The organism is Methylobacterium brachiatum, from assembly GCF_900113845.1.
Classification (GTDB): domain Bacteria; phylum Pseudomonadota; class Alphaproteobacteria; order Rhizobiales; family Beijerinckiaceae; genus Methylobacterium; species Methylobacterium brachiatum.
In genome coordinates this window covers 55,452-77,872 of record NZ_FOQW01000023.1, presented here as the reverse complement: position 1 = coordinate 77,872, position 22,421 = coordinate 55,452, and the positions used below count along the sequence as shown (strand labels likewise).

Below are 22,421 nucleotides of genomic sequence, written 5' to 3'. Positions count from 1 at the left end.
AAAATGGCTGATCTTGCCAAGCTCGTCGACGACCTGTCCTCGCTGACCGTTCTCGAGGCCGCCGACCTGGCCAAGATGCTCGAAGAGAAGTGGGGCGTCTCGGCTGCTGCCGCCGTCGCCGTCGCCGCTGGCCCGGCCGCCGGTGGCGCCGCCGCCGCCGTCGAGGAGCAGACCGAGTTCACCGTCGTGCTTGCCGCCGCCGGCGACAAGAAGATCGAGGTCATCAAGGAGGTCCGCGCGATCACCGGCCTCGGCCTCAAGGAGGCCAAGGACCTGGTCGAGGGCGCTCCGAAGCCGGTCAAGGAAGGCGTCGCCAAGGACGAGGCCGAGAAGCTCAAGGCCCAGCTCGAGAAGGCTGGCGCCAAGGTCGAGCTCAAGTAAGTCGACGATGGGCCGGTTCCGGCCCATCACCCCACGGAGGTCCGCTTCGGGCCTGTCGTGACTGGAGCCCGCGGGTGCAGCACCCGCGGGCTTTAGGCCGCTTCGGCGGAGGGCCCTGAAACGGGCCAGAGAGATTCGGTTCGGTGGCGCGGTCCGGCGGGGCGCGCGTTACGGCCCGGCGCGGGAGGTCCCTTTCGGGAACGCTTCCCCGGGCGCGAGGCACGCGGGATGGAGCGAGTTCACATGGCCAACACGCTGGTCGGTCGCAAGCGCATTCGGAAGTTCTTCGGCAAGATCAAGGAAGTCGCCGAGATGCCGAACCTCATCGAGGTTCAGAAGGCATCCTACGACCAGTTCCTCATGGTCGACGAGCCGGAGGGCGGCCGCGGCGATGAGGGCCTCCAGAGCGTGTTCAAGTCGGTGTTCCCGATCTCGGACTTCGCCTCGACGGCCCTGCTCGAATTCGTGCGCTACACGTTCGAGCAGCCGAAATACGACGTCGACGAGTGCCGCCAGCGCGGTATCACCTTCGCGGCCCCGCTGAAGGTGACCCTGCGGCTGATCGTGTTCGACGTCGATCCGGACACCCAGGCCAAGTCGGTCAAGGACATCAAGGAGCAGGACGTCTACATGGGCGACATGCCCCTGATGACGGAGAACGGCACCTTCATCGTCAACGGCACCGAGCGCGTCATCGTCTCGCAGATGCACCGCTCGCCGGGCGTGTTCTTCGACCACGACAAGGGCAAGACCCACTCCTCGGGCAAGCTCCTGTTCGCCGCCCGCATCATCCCGTATCGCGGCTCCTGGCTCGACGTCGAGTTCGACGCCAAGGACATCGTGCACGTCCGCATCGACCGCAAGCGCAAGCTGCCGGCGACGTCGCTGCTCTACGCGCTCGGCCTCGACGGCGAGGAGATCCTGTCGACCTTCTACAACCGCGTGGTCTACGACCGCGACGGCGCCGAGTGGCGCGTGCCGTTCGACCCCGAGCGGATGAAGGGTATGAAGGCCACCGTCGACCTGATCGACGCCGATTCCGGCGAGGTCGTGCTCGAGGCCGGCAAGAAGCTTAACGCCCGCAACGCCCGGCAGATCACCGAGAAGGGCACCAAGTTCCTCAAGGCCACCGACGAGGATCTCGTTGGCCAGTACATCGCCGAGGACTTGGTCAACACCGAGACCGGCGAGATCTGGGCCGAGGCCGGCGAGGAGATCTCCGAGAAGCTCCTGAAGAGCCTCGAAGAGGTCGGCATCACCGAGCTGCCGGTGCTCGACATCGACCACGTCAATGTCGGCCCCTACATCCGCAACACGCTGGCGGTGGACAAGAACTCCAACCGCGAAGGCGCGCTGTTCGACATCTACCGGGTCATGCGGCCCGGCGAGCCGCCGACGCTCGACACCGCCGAGGCGATGTTCCACTCGCTGTTCTTCGATTCCGAGCGCTACGACCTCTCCGCGGTCGGCCGCGTGAAGATGAACATGCGCCTCGACCTCGACGCCGCCGACACGGTCCGCACCCTCCGCAAGGAGGACATGCTGGCGGTCGTCAAGGCGCTGGTCGAGCTGCGCGACGGCAAGGGCGAGATCGACGACATCGACCACCTCGGCAACCGCCGGGTGCGCTCGGTCGGCGAGCTCATGGAGAACCAGTACCGCCTCGGGCTGCTCCGCATGGAGCGCGCGATCCGCGAGCGCATGAGCCAGGTCGATATCGACACGGTGATGCCGCAGGACCTGATCAACGCCAAGCCGGCGGCCGCGGCGGTGCGCGAGTTCTTCGGCTCGTCGCAGCTCTCGCAGTTCATGGACCAGACCAACCCGCTCTCCGAGGTGACGCACAAGCGCCGCCTCTCGGCGCTTGGCCCGGGCGGTCTGACCCGCGAGCGCGCCGGGTTCGAGGTGCGCGACGTGCACCCGACCCATTACGGCCGCATCTGCCCGATCGAGACGCCGGAAGGCCCGAATATCGGCCTGATCAACTCGCTGGCGACCTTCGCCCGGGTGAACAAGTACGGCTTCATCGAGACCCCGTTCCGCCGCGTGCGCGACGGCGTGGTCACCGACGAGGTCGCCTACCTCTCGGCCATGGAGGAGGCGAAGTACTACGTCGCCCAGGCCAACGCGCAGATGGACGAGAACAAGAAGCTGACGGAAGACCTCGTGGTCTGCCGCCGGGCCGGCGACGTGATCGTCGTGGGTCCGGAGCGCGTCGACCTCATGGACGTCTCGCCCAAGCAGCTCGTCTCGGTGGCCGCGGCGCTGATCCCGTTCCTCGAGAACGACGACGCCAACCGCGCCCTCATGGGCTCGAACATGCAGCGGCAGGCCGTGCCGCTGGTGCGCGCCGACGCGCCGTTCGTCGGCACCGGCATGGAGGCCGTGGTCGCCCGCGATTCCGGCGCGGCCATCGCGGCGCGCCGCTCCGGCATCGTCGATCAGGTGGACGCCACCCGTATCGTCATCCGGGCCACCGAGGAGGCCGACGCCACCAAGCCGGGCGTCGACATCTACCGCCTGCAGAAGTTCCAGCGCTCCAACCAGTCGACCTGCATCACGCAGAAGCCGCTGGTCCGCGTCGGCGAGCCGGTGAAGAAGGGCGAGATCATCGCCGACGGTCCGTCGACGGAATTCGGCGAGCTGGCCCTCGGCCGGAACGTGCTCGTCGCGTTCATGCCGTGGAACGGCTACAACTTCGAAGATTCGATCCTGCTCTCCGAGCGGATCGTGAAGGATGACGTGTTCACCTCGATCCACATCGAGGAGTTCGAGGTGATGGCCCGCGACACCAAGCTCGGGCCGGAGGAAATCACCCGCGATATCCCGAACGTCTCCGAGGAAGCGCTCAAGAACCTCGACGAGGCCGGCATCGTCTATATCGGTGCCGAGGTGAATGCCGGCGACATCCTGGTCGGTAAGATCACCCCGAAGGGCGAGAGCCCGATGACGCCGGAGGAGAAGCTCCTGCGCGCCATCTTCGGCGAGAAGGCCTCGGACGTGCGCGACACCTCCCTGCGGGTGCCGCCGGGTGTCACCGGCACGATCGTCGAGGTCCGGGTGTTCAACCGCCACGGCGTCGACAAGGACGAGCGCGCCCAGGCGATCGAGCGCGAGGAGATCGAGCGGCTCGCCAAGGACCGCGACGATGAGCAGGCGATCCTCGACCGCAACACCTACGCCCGTCTGGCGGATGTGTTGATCGGTCAGGCGCCGGTGGCCGGCCCGAAGGGCTTCAAGAAGGACACCACGCTCACCCGCGAGCTGATCAACGACTACCCGCGCTCGCAATGGTGGCAGTTCGCCGTCATCGACGACCGTCTCATGACCGAGATGGAGGCGATGCAGAAGCAGTACGACGAATCGAAGAAGCGCCTCGAGCAGCGCTTCCTCGACAAGGTCGAGAAGCTGCAGCGCGGCGACGAGCTGCCGCCCGGCGTCATGAAGATGGTCAAGGTCTTCGTGGCGGTGAAGCGCAAGATCCAGCCGGGCGACAAGATGGCCGGCCGTCACGGCAACAAGGGTGTCGTGTCGCGGATCGTGCCGATCGAGGACATGCCGTTCCTGGAAGACGGGACCCATGCCGACATCGTGCTCAACCCGCTGGGCGTGCCCTCGCGCATGAATGTCGGCCAGATCCTGGAGACCCATTTGGGCTGGGCGGCTGCGGGCCTGGGTCGCAAGGTCTCCAAGGCGGTGGATGCCTATCTGAAGACCCAGGACATCACCCCGCTGCGGGAGGAGATGACGGCGATCTACTCTCCGGGCGAGCTCGATGGCCTGACCGACGAGGAGCTGGCCGAGGCCGGCAACAACGTCCGTCGCGGCGTGCCGATGGCCACGCCGGTGTTCAACGGCGCCAAGGAGGCCGACATCGAGCAGATGCTCGAGATGGCCGGCCTCGACCGCTCGGCGCAGTCGACGCTCTACGACGGGCGGACCGGTGAGCCTTTCGACCGCAAGGTGACGATGGGCTACATCTACATGCTGAAGCTGCACCACCTGGTGGACGACAAGATCCACGCCCGGTCGATCGGCCCGTACTCGCTCGTCACCCAGCAGCCGCTGGGCGGTAAGGCGCAGTTCGGCGGTCAGCGCTTCGGCGAGATGGAGGTCTGGGCGCTGGAGGCCTACGGCGCGGCCTACACGCTGCAGGAGATGCTCACGGTGAAGTCGGACGACGTGGCCGGCCGCACCAAGGTCTACGAGGCGATCGTCCGCGGCGACGACACGTTCGAGGCCGGCATCCCCGAATCGTTCAACGTGCTCGTCAAGGAGATGCGCTCGCTCGGCCTCAACGTCGAGCTGACGTCCTCCAAGAAGGCCGCCAACGACCAGCTCGAGCCGCCCGCCGACGCCGCCGAGTAGCGGCGTCGCGAACACCTCCCGTGGCGGCCTCGGGTCGCCACGGTCGAGCGGGGAGGGGCGGGGCCTCCGGTGACGACGGTCAGCGGCGCTCGAACGGGGCGCGGCGCCGGATCTTTTTCAGGACACGGGGGCCCGGCGCGGGGCAACCGGCGTCAACAAGGAGCGGATCATGAACCAAGAGGTCATGAACCTTTTCAACCAGCAGGCCACGCCGGTCAGCTTCGATCAGATCAAGATTTCGATCTCGTCGCCGGAGAAGATTCTCTCCTGGTCATACGGTGAGATCAAGAAGCCCGAGACCATCAACTACCGGACCTTCAAGCCCGAGCGCGACGGCCTGTTCTGTGCGCGCATCTTCGGGCCGATCAAGGACTACGAGTGCTTGTGCGGCAAGTACAAGCGCATGAAGTACAAGGGCGTCATCTGTGAGAAGTGCGGCGTCGAGGTCACCCTCGCGCGCGTCCGGCGCGACCGCATGGGCCATATCGAGCTGGCCGCCCCGGTCGCGCATATCTGGTTCCTGAAGTCGCTGCCCTCGCGCATCGGCCTGCTGCTCGACATGGCCCTCAAGGACCTCGAGCGCATCCTGTACTTCGAGTCCTACTGCGTCATCGAGCCGGGCCTCACCCCCCTGAAGGAGCGTCAGCTCCTGTCGGAGGAGGAGTACCTGCGCGCCCAGGAGGAGTACGGCGAGGATTCGTTCACCGCCATGATCGGCGCGGAGGCCATCCGGCGCATCCTGCAGGAGCTCGACCTCGACAAGATCGCCAACGATCTGCGCGAGGAGATCGCGGTCACCACCTCCGAGCTGAAGCCGAAGAAGCTGCTGAAGCGCCTCAAGATCATCGAGGCGTTCCAGATGTCCGGCAACAAGCCGGAATGGATGATCCTGACCGTCGTCCCGGTGATCCCGCCGGACCTGCGCCCGCTGGTCCCGCTGGATGGCGGCCGCTTCGCGACCTCCGACCTGAACGACCTCTACCGTCGCGTCATCAACCGCAACAACCGCCTCAAGCGGCTGATCGAGCTGCGCGCGCCCGACATTATCATCCGCAATGAGAAGCGGATGCTGCAGGAGGCCGTCGACGCGCTGTTCGACAACGGCCGCCGCGGCCGCGTCATCACGGGTGCCAACAAGCGCCCGCTGAAGTCGCTCGCCGACATGCTGAAGGGCAAGCAGGGCCGGTTCCGCCAGAACCTGCTCGGCAAGCGCGTCGATTACTCGGGCCGTTCGGTCATCGTCGTCGGCCCCGAGCTGAAGCTGCACCAGTGCGGCCTGCCGAAGAAGATGGCGCTCGAGCTGTTCAAGCCGTTCATCTACGCGCGCCTCGACGCCAAGGGCTTCTCGGCGACGGTGAAGCAGGCCAAGAAACTGGTCGAGAAAGAAAAGCCGGAGGTCTGGGATATCCTCGACGAGGTGATCCGCGAGCACCCGGTGATGCTGAACCGCGCGCCGACGCTGCACCGCCTCGGCATCCAGGCCTTCGAGCCGAAGCTGATCGAGGGCAAGGCGATCCAGCTGCACCCGCTGGTCTGCGCCGCGTTCAACGCCGACTTCGACGGCGACCAGATGGCCGTGCACGTCCCGCTGTCGCTCGAGGCGCAGCTGGAAGCGCGCGTCCTCATGATGTCGACCAACAACATCCTGCACCCGGCCAATGGTCAGCCGATCATCGTGCCGTCGCAGGATATCGTGCTCGGCCTTTACTACCTGTCGATCGTGGCCGACGGCGCGCCGGGCGAGTTCAAGGCCGACAACGCCAAGAACCCGATGCAGGGCGTCTTCGGTGACATGGGCGAGCTCGAGCACGCGCTCGCGGCCAAGACCGTGTCGCTGCACACCAAGATCAAGTGGCGCTGGACCGGCATCGGCCCGGACGGCGAGCCGCTGACCAAGACCTACGACACCACCCCGGGCCGGGTCATCCTGTCCGGCGCCCTGCCGAAGCACGCCAAGGTTCCCTTCGACGTCGTCAACAAGCTGATGACCAAGAAGGAGATCTCGGCGATGATCGACACCGTCTACCGCCACTGCGGTCAGAAGGAGTCGGTGATCTTCTGTGATCGGATCATGGCGCTCGGCTTCAACCACGCGTTCAAGGCCGGCATCTCGTTCGGCAAGGACGACATGGTCGTGCCGGACAACAAGTGGTCGATCGTCGACACCACCCGTACGCTCGTGAAGGACTACGAGCAGCAGTACAACGACGGCCTGATCACCCAGGGCGAGAAGTACAACAAGGTCGTGGACGCCTGGGCCAAGTGCTCGGACAAGCTGGCCGCCGAGATGATGAACCGCATCTCGAGCGTCCAGAAGGACGAGCACGGCGCCGACAAGCAGGTCAACTCGATCTACATGATGAGCCACTCGGGTGCCCGTGGCTCGCCCGCCCAGATGAAGCAGCTCGCCGCCATGCGCGGCCTGATGGCCAAGCCCTCGGGCGAGATCATCGAGACGCCGATCATCTCGAACTTCAAGGAAGGTCTGGACGTGCTGGAGTACTTCAACTCCACGCACGGTGCCCGTAAGGGCCTCGCCGACACCGCCCTGAAGACCGCCAACTCCGGCTACCTGACCCGCCGCCTCGTCGACGTCGCCCAGGACGCCGTGATCCGCGAGGTCGATTGCGGCACGACCAACGGCATCAAGATGCGCGCCATCGTGGATGCCGGCCAGGTCGTGGCGACGCTGGCGACCCGCATTCTCGGCCGCGCCACGGCCGAGGATCTGGTCGCGGCCGACGGCACGGTGATCGTCAAGACCGGCGAGACCATCGAGGAGCGGCACCTGCCGGCCATCCAGGCGGCGGGCATCCAGGAGGTGAAGATCCGCTCCGTGCTGGTCTGCGCCACCAAGAGCGGCGTCTGCGCCACCTGCTACGGGCGCGATCTCGCCCGCGGCACGCCCGTCAACATGGGCGAGGCGGTCGGCGTCATCGCGGCGCAGTCGATCGGCGAGCCGGGCACCCAGCTCACCATGCGCACCTTCCACATCGGCGGCGCCGCGCAGATCGCCGACTCGTCGTTCATCGAGTCGAGCTTCGAGGGCACGATCAAGATCCGCAACCGGGCCATCGCCAAGAACTCGGACGGGGACCTGATCGCCACCGGCCGGAACGTGGCAGTCGTGATCGTCGGGTCGGACGGGGTCGAGCGGGCGGTCCACCGCCTGCAATACGGCGCCAAGCTCCGGGTCGACGAGGGCGACAAGATCAAGCGCGGCCAGCGGATCGCCGAGTGGGACCCCTACACCCGTCCGATCCTCACCGAGGTCGACGGGATCGTGGCATACGAGGATCTGGTCGACGGCCAGTCCATGACCGAGACCACCGACGAGTCGACCGGCATCGCCAAGCGCGTGGTGGTCGATTGGCGCGGCTCGGCCCGGACCTCGGATCTGAAGCCCGCGATGGTCGTGGTCGACAAGGAGGGCAAGGCGCTCAAGCTGCCGCGCGGCTCTGACGCCCGTTACTTCCTGCCGGTCGACGCCATCATCGGCTTCGATCCGGGAGCGAAGGTCAATGCCGGCGACATCCTGGCCCGTGTCTCGACCGACTCGGCCAAGACCCGCGACATCACCGGCGGTCTGCCGCGGGTGGCGGAGCTGTTCGAGGCCCGGCGCCCGAAGGACGCGGCGATCATCGCCGAGAAGTCGGGCACCATCGCGTTCGGCCGCGACTACAAGAACAAGCGTCGGCTCACGCTGACGCCGCATGACGGCTCCGAGGCGGTGGAGTACTTGATCCCGAAGGGCAAGCACATCCACCTGCAGGACGGCGACGTGGTGGAACTCGGCGATTACATCGTCGACGGAAACCCGGCCCCGCACGACATCCTGGCGATCAAGGGCGTGGAGGAACTCGCGGCCTACCTCGTCAACGAGATCCAGGAGGTCTACCGGCTGCAGGGCGTGTCGATCAACGACAAGCACATCGAGGTCATCGTCCGGCAGATGCTGCAGAAGGTCGAAGTCACCGACGGTGGCGATTCGGACATCCTCGCGGGTGACCAGATCGATCGGACGGAGCTGACCGAGTACAACGAGAAGCTGCTTGCCGAGGGCAAGAAGCCGATCCAGGGCGTGCCGGTTCTGCTCGGCATCACCAAGGCGTCGCTGCAGACGAAGTCGTTCATCTCGGCGGCCTCGTTCCAGGAGACGACCCGGGTGCTCACCGAGGCCGCGGTCAACGGCAAGGTCGACCATCTGGAAGGGCTCAAGGAGAACGTCATCGTCGGCTCGCTCATCCCGGCGGGCACGGGCTCGATGGTGGCCGACATCCGCGCGGTGGCGCGCCGGCGCGACGCGATGATCCTGCAGCAGAAGCAGGCCGGCAGCGCCGCGGATCCGATCGAGGAGTTGCCCCCCGCCGCCGAGTGATCGGATCGGGAGCGAGAGACGCAGGAGGGGCGGCCGTGAGGCCGCCCTTTCTTTTTGCCGGCTCCGGTCAGCCGGCGACGAAGACCAGCACGGCGGCCTTGCGCCCGTCGAGCCGGCGCAGCCGGTGCGGCAGCCCGGCCGCGTAGGTGGCGCAATCGCCGGCCCGCAGCGTGATGAGCCGGTCCGCCACCGCCAGCTCGACCGCGCCCTCCAGCACGTAGGCGATCTCCTGGCCGGCATGGCTCGGCCGGTCCTGGGTGAGGAACGCGTCCCCCGGCTCGACGATGTAGAGCGATCCGGGCCGGCCGTCGGCCCCGGGTATCAGCGCTTGCACCCCGTAGGCCGGGTCCTGGACCACGGCCCGGTCCTCCCGCCGCACCACGATCAGGTCGGCGGCCCCGGCCGATTCTCCGAACAGCTCCGCCATCTGGGCGCCCAGCGCCTGCGCGATCGCCTCCAGGGTGCCGACCGAGGGCGCCTTCTCGCCCCGCTCGATCCGGGACAGGTGCCCCTTGTGGATGCCGGCGGCGGCCGCGAGCGCTTCAAGGGTCAGGCCGCGGCGGTGGCGGAAGGCGCGGATGCGGCCGGCGAGGATCGACATGGCGGGACCATGCCGATTGCCCCCGGTACGGGCAACCTTTATGCCTTGGGACAACAGGTTGTCCGAGTCGGGGCGTCCCGGGTCGGTCGCGAACCGGGTGGGGCCATGCGCGAAGCCGTCGTCATCCGCCACGTGGCGTTCGAGGATCTCGCCGCCTTCGCGGACCCCATCGAGCAAGCCGGCTACGCCATCCGCTACCGGGATGCAGGGATCGACGATCTCACCCCCGAGCAAGCCGGGGGCGCCGACCTCCTCGTCGTGCTCGGCGGTCCGATCGGTGCCGGCCAGAATGACATCTACCCGTTCCTGCGCGCCGAGCGGGAAGCCCTGCGGGTCCGGCTCGCCGCCGGCGCACCGACCCTCGGGATCTGCCTCGGCGCGCAGCTCATGGCCGCCGCCCTCGGGGCCCGGGTCGCCCCCGGCCCGGGCAAGGAGATTGGCTGGGCGCCGGTGGCGCTGACCGATCGCGGCCGCGCCGGCCCGTTGCGGCATCTCGACGATGTGCCCGTGCTGCACTGGCACGGCGACGCCTTCGATCTCCCGCCCGGCGCCGAGCGTCTGGCGGCGACGCCGCTCTGCCCGAATCAGGCCTTCGCGCTCGGCCGGCACGCGCTGGGCTTCCAGTTCCACCCGGAGGCGGATGGGCAGGGTTTCGAGCGCTGGCTGATCGGCCACGCGGTCGAGATCGCGGCGACGCCGGGCACGTCGGTGCCAGCCCTGCGGGCCGATGCGCGCCGGCACGGCCCGGGCGCCGCCGAGGCGGGCCGGCGCTGCCTCGCCGAATGGCTGGGCGGGTTCACATGACCGACACCGTGACGGAGGTCACGATCGACGCGGTGCTGGTCGGGCCGGTCGCTCCGCTCGGCCTGTCGGGCTCAAGCAGCGGCATCGCCAAGACGCCCCGCCTCCACCCGGTCGCGGTCGGCCTCAACGGGCTCGCCGGCGACGCACAGGCGGATCTCCGCCATCACGGCGGCCCCGAAAAGGCCGTGCACCATTACGCGTTCGATCATTACGCCGGCTGGCGGCGGGACGTGCCGGAGGCCGACCCGTCCCTCCTCGCGCGGCCCGGCGCCTTCGGCGAGAATCTCTCGACCCTGGGCCTGACCGAACACGATATCTGCGTCGGCGACCTGTGGCGCGTCGGCTCGGCCCTGCTGCAGGTCAGCCAGGCCCGGCAGCCCTGCTGGAAGCTGAATCACCGGTTCGCCGCCGCCGACATGGCCCGCCGGGTCCAGGCGAGCGGGCGGACCGGCTGGTATTACCGCGTGGTCGAGCCGGGGGCGATCGCGCCGGGCGACCGCCTGCGCCTGGTCGAACGGCCCCACCCGGCTTGGCCGCTCGCCCGGCTTCTGCGGGCCTTCTACGTGGACCGGCTGGATCGGGATGCCCTCGCGGGGATCGCGGCGCTCGAGACGCTGTCCCCCTCCTGGCGGACGCTCGCCCGGCGGCGTCTCGAACGCGGCGTGGTCGAGGATTGGGCGCCCCGACTCGAATCGCCGGACAGCTGAGAACCGCTGGAGCGAGAGCGCCGTCCCGGTTCGGACGTGGCAGCGCAGTCGCGCTTAACCCGACCTCAACCATACCGGCCGATAAATCCCGGGCCGCACCGGAACCGCCGTCTTCGGCGCCCAGGATCGCGGATGGGGTTGGTCGGAACGGGTCTGTAGCCGTGCGTGCGAGACGAGGACGACGGGAATCGAGCCTGCGCTGGCTCTCGGCCGCCTTCACGCCCTGGCTGGCGGGGCTCGGCCTGCTGGTCTCGTTCACGGCCGATGCCGGGACCGAGAACGCCATCGGCTCGAGCCGGCTCGGGGCGATCGACGCCTTCACGGTCCCGGCCCTGCCGCCCGGCACGGCGCTGATCGGATCCGCCCTGCGGCGCAGCGCCGACGAGCCGCTCCAGGCGGTGCTCAAGACCGGCGCGCACGTCTTCCCGGTGGTACAGCGGGACGGCAAGGGGGACCCGTCCCAGCCGCCGGCCGCGAGCTTCGCCCGCCGCGCCGCCGCGTTGCGCGAGACCGGCGCCGCCCTGGTGTTCGGCGACGTCACCGGCAGCGTCAGCGGCGTGCTGAGCGCGGGCTCGGCGGTCTGGGATCCCGAGGCCGAGCCGGAGGCCGGTTTCGTGCCGGTGCCCGATCTCGGCCTGACCACGGGGTCCGGCAGCGCTGCCTCCACGGGGGAGGGCAGTGCCGACCTCACCGAGGACGGCGAGACCGAGCGCCGCTTCGACGGCTCGACCCCGCCCGTGCCCCGGGCCGTGGCCCTGTCCTCGACCACGCCCGCGCCGGCCGACGCGATCCCGATCGAGGTGGCGGCCGCGAGCCTGGCGCTGCCCGATTTCGCGATCCGTGCCGATCGCCCGGAGATCCTGCAATCGGTGCCTGAGGATGCCCGCCGGCGCTACGCCGACCTGATCGATCCGGAATCCCTCGACAAGGAGCAGCGCTGCCTGTCGGAAGCGGTGTATTTCGAGGCCCGCAGCGAATCCGAGGCCGGCCGGGCCGCCGTCGCCCAGGTGGTGCTCAACCGCGTGAAGAGCGGCCTCTATCCGAGCAGCGTCTGCGGCGTCGTCTACCAGAACCGGCACCATTACATGGGCTGCCAGTTCTCCTTCGCCTGCGAGGGCAAGTCCCTGCGCATCACCGATGCCGGCGCCTGGGAATCGGCGACCCGGATCGCCCGCTCGGTGATCGAGGGCCGGACCTACCTGGCCGAGGTCGGGGCCGCCACCCACTACCACGCCGACTACGTGCGGCCGGGCTGGGCGCGCCGCCTGCGCAAGATGGATGTGATCGGGCGGCACATCTTCTACCAGCTCAAGCCCGGGCAGACCTGAGGGTCTGTTCGACCGATCTCTCCCACTCTCGCCCTCATCCTGAGGCGCCGGAGAGTAGCGGAGGCCTCGAAGGGGTCCTCCAGGGATCACGGCGCTCTCTGGAGAGCTCCTTCGAGGCCCGGCGATCTTCGATCCCCGGGCACCTCAGGATGAGGGGGCGGGTTGGAGAGGCGCCGATCAGGGCCCTCCGAGTCCCTGTCGGACCCCGAAGCGCCGCCTTCGCGACCGGCACTAAGGAATGGTAACGCTGTTCGATAGAATCTTACCTAGGTAGTCGATCGCTAAGCAGTCCAAACCGAGGGTTAATTTTACCTTCCTTTTGAACTCTGCTTGCGAACCGGGCAACGAGTCTGGCCTGTAGTGCGTCGAGACGAGCGCCGCCTTTGCGCAGCATCTCGCCCGTACCGCGTACCAGAGGACCTCCATGACCGCGCCGGTCGCACGCTCCACCCTTCTCGCCGCCGCCTTCGGCGGCCTGCTGTTCGCCGCCCCCGCGCAGGCCGGCGGTTGCTACGGCTCCGAATGCTACCGCCACGTCACGTCCCCGCCGGTCTACGACACGGTGCAGGAGAACGTGCTGGTGCGGCCGCCGCGCACGGTCTACCGCACCACGCCGCCGGTCTACGACACCGTGTCCGAGCGCGTGATGGTCTCGCCCGGCGGTCGCGTCTGGCAGACGAGCCGCGGTCCCGGCGGCGAGCTGATCGGCTGCTGGGTCACCACGCCGCCGCGCTTCGCCCTGCGCACCCGGACCGTGCTGGTGCGGCCCGCCCAGTCGATCCCCGAGACCATCCCGCCGGAATACGCCACCGTCTCCCGGCGCGTCCTGGTGGCGCCGGCCCGCGCCGGCTGGGTGCCGGTCGGCGGCGGCTATGGCGGTGGCTACCGCGCCGCCTCCTATGGTGGGCCCCTGGTCGGGTCGATCCCGGACGCCGTCGGCATCACGGGCGCCAGCTCGGCCGATATCGGCGTCGGCCTCGGCTTCTCCACCGGCAGCCGGTACGACGGCTACTGATCCGGCCGGCTTGATTCCGGACGTCCCGGCGACACCTCACGGCGCATGCATGGGAGGTGGTGATGGGGACGTTCAAGGGCTGGGTGATCGACAAGGGCGAGGCCGGACAGAGCCTCGCCTTCCGGGATTTCGACGATGCCGACCTGATGGAGGGTGACGTCACGGTCCGGGTGACGCACTCGACCCTGAACTACAAGGACGGGCTCGCGCTCACCGGCACCTCGCCCGTGGTGCGCCGCTTCCCGATGATTCCCGGCATCGATTTCTCCGGGATCGTCGAGGCCTCGGATCACCCGGATTACAAGCCCGGCGACGCGGTCGTGCTCACCGGCTGGGGCGTCGGCGAGACGCATCTGGGCGCCTACGCTGAGCGCGCCCGCGTCAAGGGCGACTGGCTGGTGCCGCTCCCCGAGGGGCTGACCGCCGAACAGGCCATGGCGATCGGCACGGCGGGCTACACCGCGATGCTGTCCCGGATGGCCCTCGACGCGCATGGGCTGACGCCGGCGCAGGGGCCCGCGATCGTCACTGGAGCCTCGGGCGGCGTCGGCTCGGTGGCGGTGGCGCTGCTGGCCCGGGCCGGCTGGCACGTGATCGCCTCCACGGGCCGGGACGGCGAGGCCGACTACCTCAAGAGCCTCGGCGCTGCCGAGATCCTCGACCGGGCGGAGTTGTCCAAGCCCGGCAAGCCGCTGGGCAAGGAGCGCTGGGCGGCCGGCATCGACGCGGTGGGCTCGACCACCCTGGCCAACGTGCTGGCGCAGACCCGGTCCGACGGCGCGGTGGCGGCCTGCGGGCTGGCCCAGGGCATGGACCTGCCGACCTCCGTGGCGCCGTTCATCCTGCGCGGCGTCTCGCTGCTCGGGATCAACAGCGTCACCACCCCGCAGCCCAAGCGCCGCGAGGCCTGGACGCGCCTCGCCCGGGAACTCGATCTCGACACGCTCGCCCGCATGACCAGCCGGGTCCGCCTGGAGGAGGTCGGCCGGCTCGGCCCGGAGATCCTGGCCGGCCGGATCCGGGGCCGCACCGTTGTGGAAATCGGCTAGAGCGCTCGATGCTCCGGCCCTTTCCGGGCCTGGAGCAGGTAGCTCAGCGGCAGCAGCCGGCCGGCCGAAAGGGGCTCATCGGCGGTGGTGCTGATGTTGTCCGGGAATTCCTGGAACCGCTCGATCGCGAGCCCCACGCCGATCAGGCTCTCGATCACACGGCTCATGGGATGCACGTACCAGTAATGCGGCCCGACCTCCGGTGCCGGGCCGTCCCCGTACACGATGGCGGTCTCGCCCACGAAGGGCGCGTCGCGGAAGTAGGAGTGCCGGACGAGGAGCGCCGGCTCCTGTTTCGGCTCGAACACGTTCGCGATCGGGTGCTCCTCATGGATGAGGATCCGGCCGCCCGGGCGCAGCAGCCGCGCGGGAACCGCCATGAACCGGGCGAGGTCCGGCATCCAGCCGAACACGCCGATCGTGATCACCACGAGGTCGAAGCTGGCGTCGTAGTGCGGGTCGATGGCGTGCACGTCGCCGGCGACGAACTGGCAGGCGCGCCCGGCGATCCGGGCCAGCTCCCGGGCCTGGTCCAGGAACGCCTCCGACTGGTCGAACCCCACCGCCGCCCGGGCGCCGAGATTCATCAGCGACACGGTCTCCCGGCCGTTGTTGCAGCAGAGATGGGCCACCGTCTTGTCCGCGAGCCCGATCGCCTGCAGGGCCGCCTCCATCGGCGGGTCGAACCAGGAGAAATTCGGGTTGCTGGCAAAGTGACGGGTCAGTCGATCCCAGGTGGGATCAGCCCGGTGAAGCGGAGCGGAAGCATCCCAGGCCTTGCGGTTGGCCGCGATGGCCTCGGAAAAGGGTGGGGACGACATCGGCTGCTCCGGAGATCCTTCGAAGAGCCGGCCTTGTGCACGAATGTCGCGCGTCGCGGAACGCCAAGCCTTCGTCGTCTTCGACGGATCGCGCCCGATGTCTTCGCAGAGACACGCGCGGTGCCGGCTGGAACCTCCGCCGTTCCTGCCGCATTGCATTCCTTATGAGCGTCGCATTCGTCAAAGAGACCGAAGGTGGAGAAGCCTTCGAGAACCTGCCCGATCGTCCGATCTCGCCGCACGCGAACTTCGTCACCCCGGAAGGGCTGGCGCAGATCGAGGCCGAGGTCGCGCGCCTGGAGAAGGAACTGTCCACCCTGGACCACGCCGACAAGGCGGAGGATTCCCGGATCGGCCGGGACCTGCGCTACTGGCTGGCGCGCAAGAACACCGCCCAGGTGGTCGAGCCGATGAGCGGCGACACCGTGCATTTCGGTTCCACCGTCACGATCCTGCGTGAGGACGAGTCCGGCAAGGAGACTCGCCAGACCTTCCGCATCGTCGGCGAGGACGAGGCCGACCCGCACAAGGGCACGATCTCCTACGTGGCACCCCTGGCCCGGGCGATCACCGGCAAGAGCGTCGGCGACGTCGTCGAGGTCAACGGCAACGAGGTCGAGGTGGTCGAGGTCCGCGCCTGAACGCGGCTACCGGCCCTCGAAGCGCGGCCGCAGCGGCAGGATCGCCTCGGCCAGGTGATCCATGAAGGCCCGCACCCGCCCGGCATGGCGCAGGTCGGGATGCGTCAGCATCCACAGGTCGGCGCCGATCTCCGGATGCGGGCCCGACAGCCGGCGCAGCGTCGGGTCGGCATCGCCCTCGAAGCAGGGCAGCGGGCCGATCCCGATCCCCGCCGCCACCGCGGCGGTCAAGCCCGTCACCGTGTTGATCCGCAGCCGCACCCGCTCGACGGGCGCACGGGCCGCGACGAACGGCGTGAACAGGGAGGCCGCGACCGCCGAACCGGGGACCACCCAGTACGCGTCGGCGAGGTCCCCGTAGGTCTGCCCGGCCTGCCCGTAGACCGCCCAGGCGATCCCGGTCAGGCGTCGCCCGACCAGCGTCTCGCTCGGGTTCCGGCTGGCGCGGATCGCCACGTCGGCGTCCCGGCGCGACAGGTTCAGCGCCTCCTCGGCCAGGATCAGGTCGAGGCGGATCTGCGGATAGCGGTCGCAGAAGGATGCGAGGATCGGCATCAGCAGGGTCGAGGCGAGATTGACCGGCGCGGTCACGCGCAACTCGCCCGACGGCGTCTGATCCTGGCCGGCGACCGTCCGGGAGAAGCTCGCGACGTCGGTCTCGATCCGGGCCGCCGCCTCGATCATCGCCAGCCCGGCCGGGGTCGGCACGTAGCCGGTGCGCAGGCGCTCGAACAGGCGCACATCGAGCCGGGCCTCGATCGATCCGAGGCGCCGGAACGCCGTGGAATGGTTGATGCCGAGCTGCGCCGCAGCCGCGGTCAGGCCGCCCCGGTCGGCGACCGCCTTCACGAAGCGGAACTCGTCCCAATCGAGCGACACGCGAACTCTCTTGCATGGCTGCAAGCGCACTCTTGCGCCGAAGGGCATTTTTGCAAAGCACAAAACGCGCGATGGAAAGGCGATCGTGCCGTCGGGGAAGCCCGGCGGCATTCCGCAACCCGAGACGGGAGATCGCGCGATGGCCAAGGTTCTGGTGCTGTACTACTCGACCTACGGACATGTGGAGCAGATGGCCTATGCCGTCGCCGAGGGCGCCCGCGAGGCCGGGGCCGAGGCGGTGGTCAAGCGCGTGCCGGAGCTGGTGCCCGAGGAGGTCGCCCGGCAGAATCACTTCAAGCTCGATCAGGCCGCGCCGATCGCCACGGTGGATGAGCTGCCCCAGTACGACGCCATCATCTTCGGCACGCCGACCCGCTACGGCAACATGGCCTCGCAGATGAAGCAGTTCATCGACCAGACCGGCGGCCTGTGGATGAAGGGTGCCCTGATCGGCAAGGTCGGCTCGGTCTTCACCTCCACGGCCTCCCAGCATGGCGGCCAGGAGACGACGCTGACGAGCTTCCACACGGTGCTGTTCCACCACGGCATGGTGGTGGTCGGCCTGCCCTACGCCTTCCCGGGCCAGACGGGCGTCGAGGCGGTGAAGGGCAACACGCCCTACGGCGCTAGCACGATCGCGGATGGCGACGGCTCGCGCCAGCCGAGCGCGGTCGAGCTGGACGGTGCCCGGTTCCAGGGCCGCCATGTCGCCGGGATCGCGGCCAAGCTCGCCTGATCCGGCGCGCCAGCCGCCATTGAGGGCCGTCCCGGTCGCAGCGCAGCTCGGGACGGCGCAAGACAAGAAAAAAGGCTCGGATTGCTCCGAGCCTTGAAGGAAAAAGGCCATTTGGGGGCTGAGAAGGCCTTCGTGATCAATGAACGATCCATGCCGGGATCTGTTCCACGGCGGTGATAAAAATACTTTTCTGTCAGCGCGGGGCGGCCGCTCGGGCTAGACGGTCCCGGATTGCCTCGCCCAGGCCCTCGGCTCGGATCGGCACGACCGCGATCGTGGCGGCCCCGGACGCGTCGAGATCGCGCAACGCCCCGAACAGGCGGGACGCCGCCTCGGCCGGATCGCCCGCCGGGCTCAGGTTCAGCACCGCCCGCGCCCCCTCGTGACCCTCGGGCCGTCCGCCCCCGAACAGCAGCAGCGCCTCGCCGGGCTCCACGCGCTCCACGTCGAGCCGCACCCGCGCCCGGGGGGCGTAATGCGACGCGAGCATGCCGGGTCCGGCCGGCTTGTCGGCATCGGCCGCCTCGGGGGCGGCGAGGTCGAAGCCCAGGACTGCGCCGAGCGCCGCCCGGGTGATCCCGCCCGGCCGCAGCAGGCGTGGCGGTCCGCCTAAGCAGGCCACCACCGTCGATTCGACCCCCACCGGCGTGTCGCCGCCGTCGAGCAGCCCGGCGATCCGCCCGGCGAGGTCGTCGAGGACGTGCTCGGCCCGGGTCGGGCTGACCCGGCCCGACCGGTTGGCCGAGGGCGCCGCCACCGGCCGGCCGACGGCCTCCAGCAGGGCGCGGGCGACCGGATGCCCGGGGACCCGCAGGGCGACGCTGGGCAGCCCGGCCCGGGCCAGATCGCAAACGCGGGTGCCCGCATGGGCCGGGACGACCAGGGTGAGGGGGCCCGGCCAGAACGCCTCGGCGAGGCGACGGGCGGCCTCGTCGAAGCTGCCCTCGGCGAGAGCGGCGTCCCTGTCGGCCAGGTGGGCGATCAGCGGGTTGAAGCGCGGCCGCTCCTTGGCGGCGAAGATCCGCGCCACGGCGGTGGGATCGGTGGCGTCGGCGCCGAGCCCGTAGACCGTCTCGGTGGGGAAGGCCACGAGCGCGCCGGTACGCAGCAGCGCGGCGGCCTGCGCCAGGCCGGCCGCGTCGGGATCGAGCCGCCGGGTCGCGGCCGGGACCGTTGACCCGGGATCGTTCATGCGGGAAGCCGTCGCGCGAAGTGATGGCGGCGCGCGCCTCGCGCGCCTATCCTGGGGCCGCCGTAGCCCCGGTGCCCGGGCGCGGTCAAACCCGCCCCGGGCCGAACGAGCGGGCGGGCCGAGAGGAGCGACCACCCGATGAGCTACCGCGCCCCCGTTCCCGAGATGCTGTTCACCCTCCGGCACGTGACCGGGTTGGACGGGGTCGAGCCCGAAGACGCCGAGGCGATCCTCACCGAGGCCGGACGGATCGCCGCCGGGGTGCTCGCGCCGCTGAACCGGGTCGGTGACCGGCACGGCACCCCGTTCGCGGACGGGCGCGTCACCACGCCCCCCGGCTGGCGCGAGGCCTATCGCACCTTCACCGAAGGGGGCTGGAACGGCCTCTCGGCCGAGTCCGACCATGGCGGCCAGGGCCTGCCGAAGCTGATCGAGGCCGCCTGCACCGAGATGTGGAACGGCGCCAACCTCGCCTTCGGCCTCTGCCCGCTTCTGACCCAGGGCGGCATCGAGGCCCTGGCGGCGCACGGCTCCGACGATCTGAAGGCGCGCTATCTCGAGAAGCTCGTCACCGGCGAATGGCCCGCCACCATGAACCTGACCGAGCCGCAGGCGGGCTCGGACCTCGCCCTGCTGCGCACGTGCGCCGAGCGGGCCGGCGACGGCAGCTACCGGATCACCGGCTCCAAGATCTACATCACCTACGGCGAGCATGATCTGGCCGACAACATCGTCCACCTCGTGCTGGCGCGCCTGCCCGATGCGCCCGCCGGCACCCGCGGCATCTCGCTGTTTCTGGTGCCGAAGGTCCTGCCCGACGGGACCGCCAACGACCTGCGCTGCTCCGGCATCGAGCACAAGCTCGGCATCCACGCCTCCCCGACCTGCTCGATGGCCTTCGGCGACCAGGGCGGCGCCGTCGGCTGGCTCATCGGCCAGGAGAACAAGGGGCTGGCCTGCATGTTCACGATGATGAACGCGGCCCGGCTCAATGTCGGCCTGCAGGGGGTCGGCGTCGCCGAGGCCGCGACCCAGCGAGCGCTGGCCTACGCGCAGGAACGCCGGCAGGGCCGGGCGGTCGGGGCCGCCGAGGCCACGAGCCCGATCGTCGCGCATCCGGACGTGCAGCGCATGCTGCTGACCATGAAGGCCTATACGGCGGCGGCGCGCGGCATCTGCTACCTCACGGCGGCCGCCCTCGACGCGTCCCGGGGGCCGGACGGGCAGGGCGCCCTCGACCGCGCCTCCCTGCTGACCCCGGTGGCCAAGGCGTTCTCCACGGATCTCGCCAACGAGGTGACCTCGCTCGGCGTGCAGGTCCATGGCGGCATGGGCTTCGTCGAGGAGACCGGGGCGGCCCAGCTGATGCGCGATGCCCGAATCCTCGGCATCTACGAGGGCACCAACGGCATCCAGGCCATCGACCTCACCGCCCGCAAGCTGCCGCTCAACGGCGGCGCCACCGCCAGGTCGCAGATCGCCTGGATGCGCCGGGCCGCGGAGGGCCTGCTCAAGGCGGGCGATCCCGCCTTCGGCCATATGGCGGCGCGGCTGCGCGACGGGATCGGCAACCTCGATCGGGCGACCAGCCACCAGCTGGCGGCGCTGACCTCGAACCGCCCGAACGCCGCGCTCGCCGGCGCGACCCCGTATCTGCGCCTGTTCGGCCTCGTGCTCGGCGGCGCCTGCCTGGCGCGCGGCGCGCTCGCGGCCTCCGCGGCCGTGAAGGCCGGCGAGACCGACCCGGCCCATGCCGCCCGGATCGCGCTGGCCCGGTTCTACGCCGAGAATCTCCTGGTGGCCGCGGGCGGCCTGGAACAGAGCGTCGTCGCGGGCGGCGCCTTCACGGACGACGCCGCGCTGGCGCTGGCGGTTTGAGGGGGGCAGACATGGCCGAGACCGTCACGATCACCGATCTGGAGGGCGGCGTCCGCCTGATCACCCTGAATCGCCCGGAGAAGAAGAACGCGCTGACCGGGGCGATGTACGACGCGATGCGCGAGGCCCTGGCGGGGGCCGACGCCGCGGACCGGACCGGTGCCGTGGTCTTCGCCGGGCAGCCCGGGATGTTCAGCGCCGGCAACGATCTGGCCGACTTCATGGGCGGCGCCGCGGGCGGCTTCAGCGCCTCGCCGGCCCTGGCCTTCATCCGCCAGCTCGCCCGGACCCGCACCCCGATGGTCGCGGCGATCGACGGGATCGCGGTCGGCATCGGGGCGACGCTCAGCCTGCATTGCGACCTCGTCTATGCCAGCCCGGCGGCGCGGCTGCGCATGCCCTTCGTGGAGCTCGGCCTCGTGCCCGAGGCGGCGTCGAGCTACCTGCTGCCCCTGCGGGTCGGGCGGCTCAAGGCGACGGAGCTGCTGCTCCTGTCGCGGCCCCTCGACGCCGACGAGGCGCTGGCCCTGGGCCTCGTCAACGCCGTGCTGCCGGCCGACATGCTGCTGGACCAGGCCATCGCCCAGGCGGCCAAGCTCGCCGCCCTGCCGCGAGGCGCCCTGGCCGCGTCCCGGGCGCTGATCCGCGGCGATCAGGCCCAGGTCGAGGCGGCCCTGGAGGCCGAGGCGCGGGCCTTCGACGCGCAGCTGCGCTCGCCCGAATCCCAGGAGCGGCTCGCCGCCTTCCTGGCGCGGTCGAAACCCGCCTCCTCGGCGTGAGCAGCCCCCCCGATCTGTCTCAAAAAATCTGCCTGGTGGCCGGCGCCTCCCGGGGCGTCGGTAGGGGCCTGGCCCGGGCGCTGGGCGAGGCCGGGGCGACCGTGATCGTCACCGCCCGCTCCAGCGAGACCGGCCCGCGCACCGAGATGCGGCCGGAATCGATCGAGGACACCGCCCGCCTGGTCGACGCGGCCGGGGGGCGCGGCCACCATTACCTCTGCGATCACCGCTCCGAGCGGGCCACGGATTCGCTGGTCCATTGGGTGCTGCGCCGGTTCGGGCGGATCGACGTCGCGGCCTGCAGCGTCTGGGGCGGCAACGAGGGCTATGACGGCGAGCGCTACCCGGATGGGGCCGGCTGGGGCACGCCGTTCTGGCGCCGCTCGGCCGAGCCGTATCTCGGCTTCCTGCAGGCCGGGCCGCTGCCGGCGCTGCTGCTCGCCCGTGCGGTCGCGCCGTCCATGGTGGCGGCGCGGTCCGGCCTGATCGCCCTGGTCTCGTTCGGGACCGAGGATTACCTCGGCGACCTGTTCTACGATTCCGCCAAGGCCGCCACCAACCGGCTGGCGCTGGCCTTCGGGCGTGAGCTCGCGCCCTACGGCGTGACCGCGCTCGGCCTCTCGCCGGGCTTCGTCGCCACCGAGCGGGCGCGCGATCTCGGGCAGGACGCGCAGGCCACCGAGGGTCCGCTCTACGCCGGCCGGGCGCTCGCCGCGCTGGCCGCCGATCCAAAGGTCGCCGCCCGGGCCGGCGCGGTGCTGCATGCGGGCGATCTGGCCCGGATCTACGGCTTCACCGATGCCGACGGCACCCAGCCGGAGCGCTTCCGCGTCGGGCCCTGAACTCGCGCGAACTGATTCTGCG

17 protein-coding genes are annotated in these 22,421 nt (G+C 69.9%); 13 read left to right on the top strand and 4 right to left on the bottom strand.

Annotated features, from left to right (window positions below; all coding sequences use genetic code 11):
* Positions 1-3 precede the first annotated feature (3 nt).
* The 3 genes from rplL (at position 4) to rpoC (ending at position 9,127) form a co-directional block, all read left to right on the top strand.
* Positions 4-381 (top strand): 50S ribosomal protein L7/L12, encoded by a 378-nt coding sequence (gene rplL / locus BMZ47_RS24510; RefSeq protein WP_007566046.1) that lies wholly within the window; start codon positions 4-6, stop codon positions 379-381.
* A 243-nt stretch (positions 382-624) separates the two neighbouring features.
* Positions 625-4,749, top strand: coding sequence for a DNA-directed RNA polymerase subunit beta (rpoB, locus tag BMZ47_RS24505; protein ID WP_050735284.1), 4,125 nt, complete (start codon positions 625-627; stop codon positions 4,747-4,749).
* A 169-nt stretch (positions 4,750-4,918) separates the two neighbouring features.
* Positions 4,919-9,127 (top strand): DNA-directed RNA polymerase subunit beta', encoded by a 4,209-nt coding sequence (rpoC, locus tag BMZ47_RS24500; RefSeq protein WP_007566042.1) that lies wholly within the window; start codon positions 4,919-4,921, stop codon positions 9,125-9,127.
* 67 nt (positions 9,128-9,194) lie between these two features.
* On the opposite strand, the gene BMZ47_RS24495 is transcribed toward rpoC, so the two are convergent.
* The gene (locus BMZ47_RS24495; RefSeq protein ID WP_091864642.1) at positions 9,195-9,728 is read right to left on the bottom strand and encodes a helix-turn-helix domain-containing protein; all 534 of its coding nucleotides are present in this window, start codon (positions 9,726-9,728) and stop codon (positions 9,195-9,197) included.
* A 105-nt stretch (positions 9,729-9,833) separates the two neighbouring features.
* On the opposite strand from BMZ47_RS24495, the gene BMZ47_RS24490 reads away from it, so the two are divergent.
* From BMZ47_RS24490 to acuI, 5 genes are all read left to right on the top strand, one after another.
* A complete protein-coding gene (locus BMZ47_RS24490) occupies positions 9,834-10,532 on the top strand; it encodes a glutamine amidotransferase (RefSeq protein WP_091864640.1) in 699 nt (232 codons plus the stop codon).
* Positions 10,529-11,239: an MOSC domain-containing protein gene (locus tag BMZ47_RS24485; protein ID WP_091864637.1), complete on the top strand. Its 711-nt coding sequence runs from the start codon at positions 10,529-10,531 to the stop codon at positions 11,237-11,239. Before BMZ47_RS24490 ends, BMZ47_RS24485 begins: the two co-directional genes overlap by 4 nt.
* 227 nt (positions 11,240-11,466) lie before the next feature.
* Complete coding sequence (locus tag BMZ47_RS24480; RefSeq protein WP_091864664.1) at positions 11,467-12,567, top strand: cell wall hydrolase; 1,101 nt, start codon at positions 11,467-11,469, stop codon at positions 12,565-12,567.
* A gap of 424 nt (positions 12,568-12,991) precedes the next feature.
* A complete protein-coding gene (locus BMZ47_RS24475; RefSeq protein WP_007566031.1) occupies positions 12,992-13,582 on the top strand; it encodes a hypothetical protein in 591 nt (196 codons plus the stop codon).
* Between the two features lie 62 nt (positions 13,583-13,644).
* Entirely contained in the window at positions 13,645-14,631 is a 987-nt protein-coding gene (gene acuI / locus BMZ47_RS24470) for an acrylyl-CoA reductase (NADPH) (protein WP_091864635.1), read from the top strand.
* Here the strand turns inward: acuI and BMZ47_RS24465 are convergent.
* The gene (locus BMZ47_RS24465) at positions 14,628-15,452 is read right to left on the bottom strand and encodes a class I SAM-dependent methyltransferase (protein WP_091864633.1); all 825 of its coding nucleotides are present in this window, start codon (positions 15,450-15,452) and stop codon (positions 14,628-14,630) included. The two genes, acuI and BMZ47_RS24465, sit on opposite strands and share 4 nt — an antisense overlap.
* Positions 15,453-15,616: 164 nt before the next feature.
* Here BMZ47_RS24465 and greA point away from each other — a divergent pair, with 164 nt between their 5' ends.
* Positions 15,617-16,093: a transcription elongation factor GreA gene (gene greA, locus BMZ47_RS24460; RefSeq protein ID WP_007566026.1), complete on the top strand. Its 477-nt coding sequence runs from the start codon at positions 15,617-15,619 to the stop codon at positions 16,091-16,093.
* A gap of 6 nt (positions 16,094-16,099) precedes the next feature.
* On the opposite strand, the gene BMZ47_RS24455 is transcribed toward greA, so the two are convergent.
* Positions 16,100-16,972: a LysR family transcriptional regulator gene (locus BMZ47_RS24455; RefSeq protein WP_007566025.1), complete on the bottom strand. Its 873-nt coding sequence runs from the start codon at positions 16,970-16,972 to the stop codon at positions 16,100-16,102.
* 139 nt (positions 16,973-17,111) lie between these two features.
* On the opposite strand from BMZ47_RS24455, the gene wrbA reads away from it, so the two are divergent.
* Entirely contained in the window at positions 17,112-17,708 is a 597-nt protein-coding gene (gene wrbA / locus BMZ47_RS24450; RefSeq protein WP_050735276.1) for an NAD(P)H:quinone oxidoreductase, read from the top strand.
* 193 nt (positions 17,709-17,901) lie between these two features.
* Here wrbA and BMZ47_RS24445 read toward each other — a convergent pair whose 3' ends face one another.
* On the bottom strand, positions 17,902-18,900 hold the full coding sequence (locus tag BMZ47_RS24445; RefSeq protein ID WP_091864630.1) for an L-threonylcarbamoyladenylate synthase: 999 nt from the start codon (positions 18,898-18,900) through the stop codon (positions 17,902-17,904).
* Between the two features lie 138 nt (positions 18,901-19,038).
* Between BMZ47_RS24445 and BMZ47_RS24440 the strand changes: the two genes are divergently transcribed.
* The 3 genes from BMZ47_RS24440 to BMZ47_RS24430 are packed head-to-tail and all read left to right on the top strand — an operon-like array spanning position 19,039 to position 22,399.
* Positions 19,039-20,778 (top strand): acyl-CoA dehydrogenase family protein, encoded by a 1,740-nt coding sequence (locus tag BMZ47_RS24440; RefSeq protein ID WP_091864628.1) that lies wholly within the window; start codon positions 19,039-19,041, stop codon positions 20,776-20,778.
* Between the two features lie 11 nt (positions 20,779-20,789).
* Complete coding sequence (locus BMZ47_RS24435) at positions 20,790-21,557, top strand: enoyl-CoA hydratase-related protein (RefSeq protein WP_091864625.1); 768 nt, start codon at positions 20,790-20,792, stop codon at positions 21,555-21,557.
* A gap of 35 nt (positions 21,558-21,592) precedes the next feature.
* Complete coding sequence (locus tag BMZ47_RS24430) at positions 21,593-22,399, top strand: SDR family NAD(P)-dependent oxidoreductase (protein WP_091864623.1); 807 nt, start codon at positions 21,593-21,595, stop codon at positions 22,397-22,399.
* Positions 22,400-22,421: the final 22 nt, after the last annotated feature.

Bases quoted from the DNA above. Each gene is read 5' to 3' on its own strand.
- BMZ47_RS24495 (WP_091864642.1), bottom strand. From the start codon at position 9,728: ATGTCGATCCTCGCCGGCCGCATCCGCGCCTTCCGCCACCGCCGCGGC.
- rpoB (WP_050735284.1), top strand. From the start codon at position 625: ATGGCCAACACGCTGGTCGGTCGCAAGCGCATTCGGAAGTTCTTCGGC.
- BMZ47_RS24485 (WP_091864637.1), top strand. From the start codon at position 10,529: ATGACCGACACCGTGACGGAGGTCACGATCGACGCGGTGCTGGTCGGG.
- BMZ47_RS24475 (WP_007566031.1), top strand. From the start codon at position 12,992: ATGACCGCGCCGGTCGCACGCTCCACCCTTCTCGCCGCCGCCTTCGGC.
- acuI (WP_091864635.1), top strand. From the start codon at position 13,645: ATGGGGACGTTCAAGGGCTGGGTGATCGACAAGGGCGAGGCCGGACAG.
- greA (WP_007566026.1), top strand. From the start codon at position 15,617: ATGAGCGTCGCATTCGTCAAAGAGACCGAAGGTGGAGAAGCCTTCGAG.
- BMZ47_RS24465 (WP_091864633.1), bottom strand. From the start codon at position 15,452: ATGTCGTCCCCACCCTTTTCCGAGGCCATCGCGGCCAACCGCAAGGCC.
- BMZ47_RS24440 (WP_091864628.1), top strand. From the start codon at position 19,039: ATGAGCTACCGCGCCCCCGTTCCCGAGATGCTGTTCACCCTCCGGCAC.
- BMZ47_RS24435 (WP_091864625.1), top strand. From the start codon at position 20,790: ATGGCCGAGACCGTCACGATCACCGATCTGGAGGGCGGCGTCCGCCTG.
- wrbA (WP_050735276.1), top strand. From the start codon at position 17,112: ATGGCCAAGGTTCTGGTGCTGTACTACTCGACCTACGGACATGTGGAG.
- BMZ47_RS24445 (WP_091864630.1), bottom strand. From the start codon at position 18,900: ATGAACGATCCCGGGTCAACGGTCCCGGCCGCGACCCGGCGGCTCGAT.
- rpoC (WP_007566042.1), top strand. From the start codon at position 4,919: ATGAACCAAGAGGTCATGAACCTTTTCAACCAGCAGGCCACGCCGGTC.
- rplL (WP_007566046.1), top strand. From the start codon at position 4: ATGGCTGATCTTGCCAAGCTCGTCGACGACCTGTCCTCGCTGACCGTT.
- BMZ47_RS24490 (WP_091864640.1), top strand. From the start codon at position 9,834: ATGCGCGAAGCCGTCGTCATCCGCCACGTGGCGTTCGAGGATCTCGCC.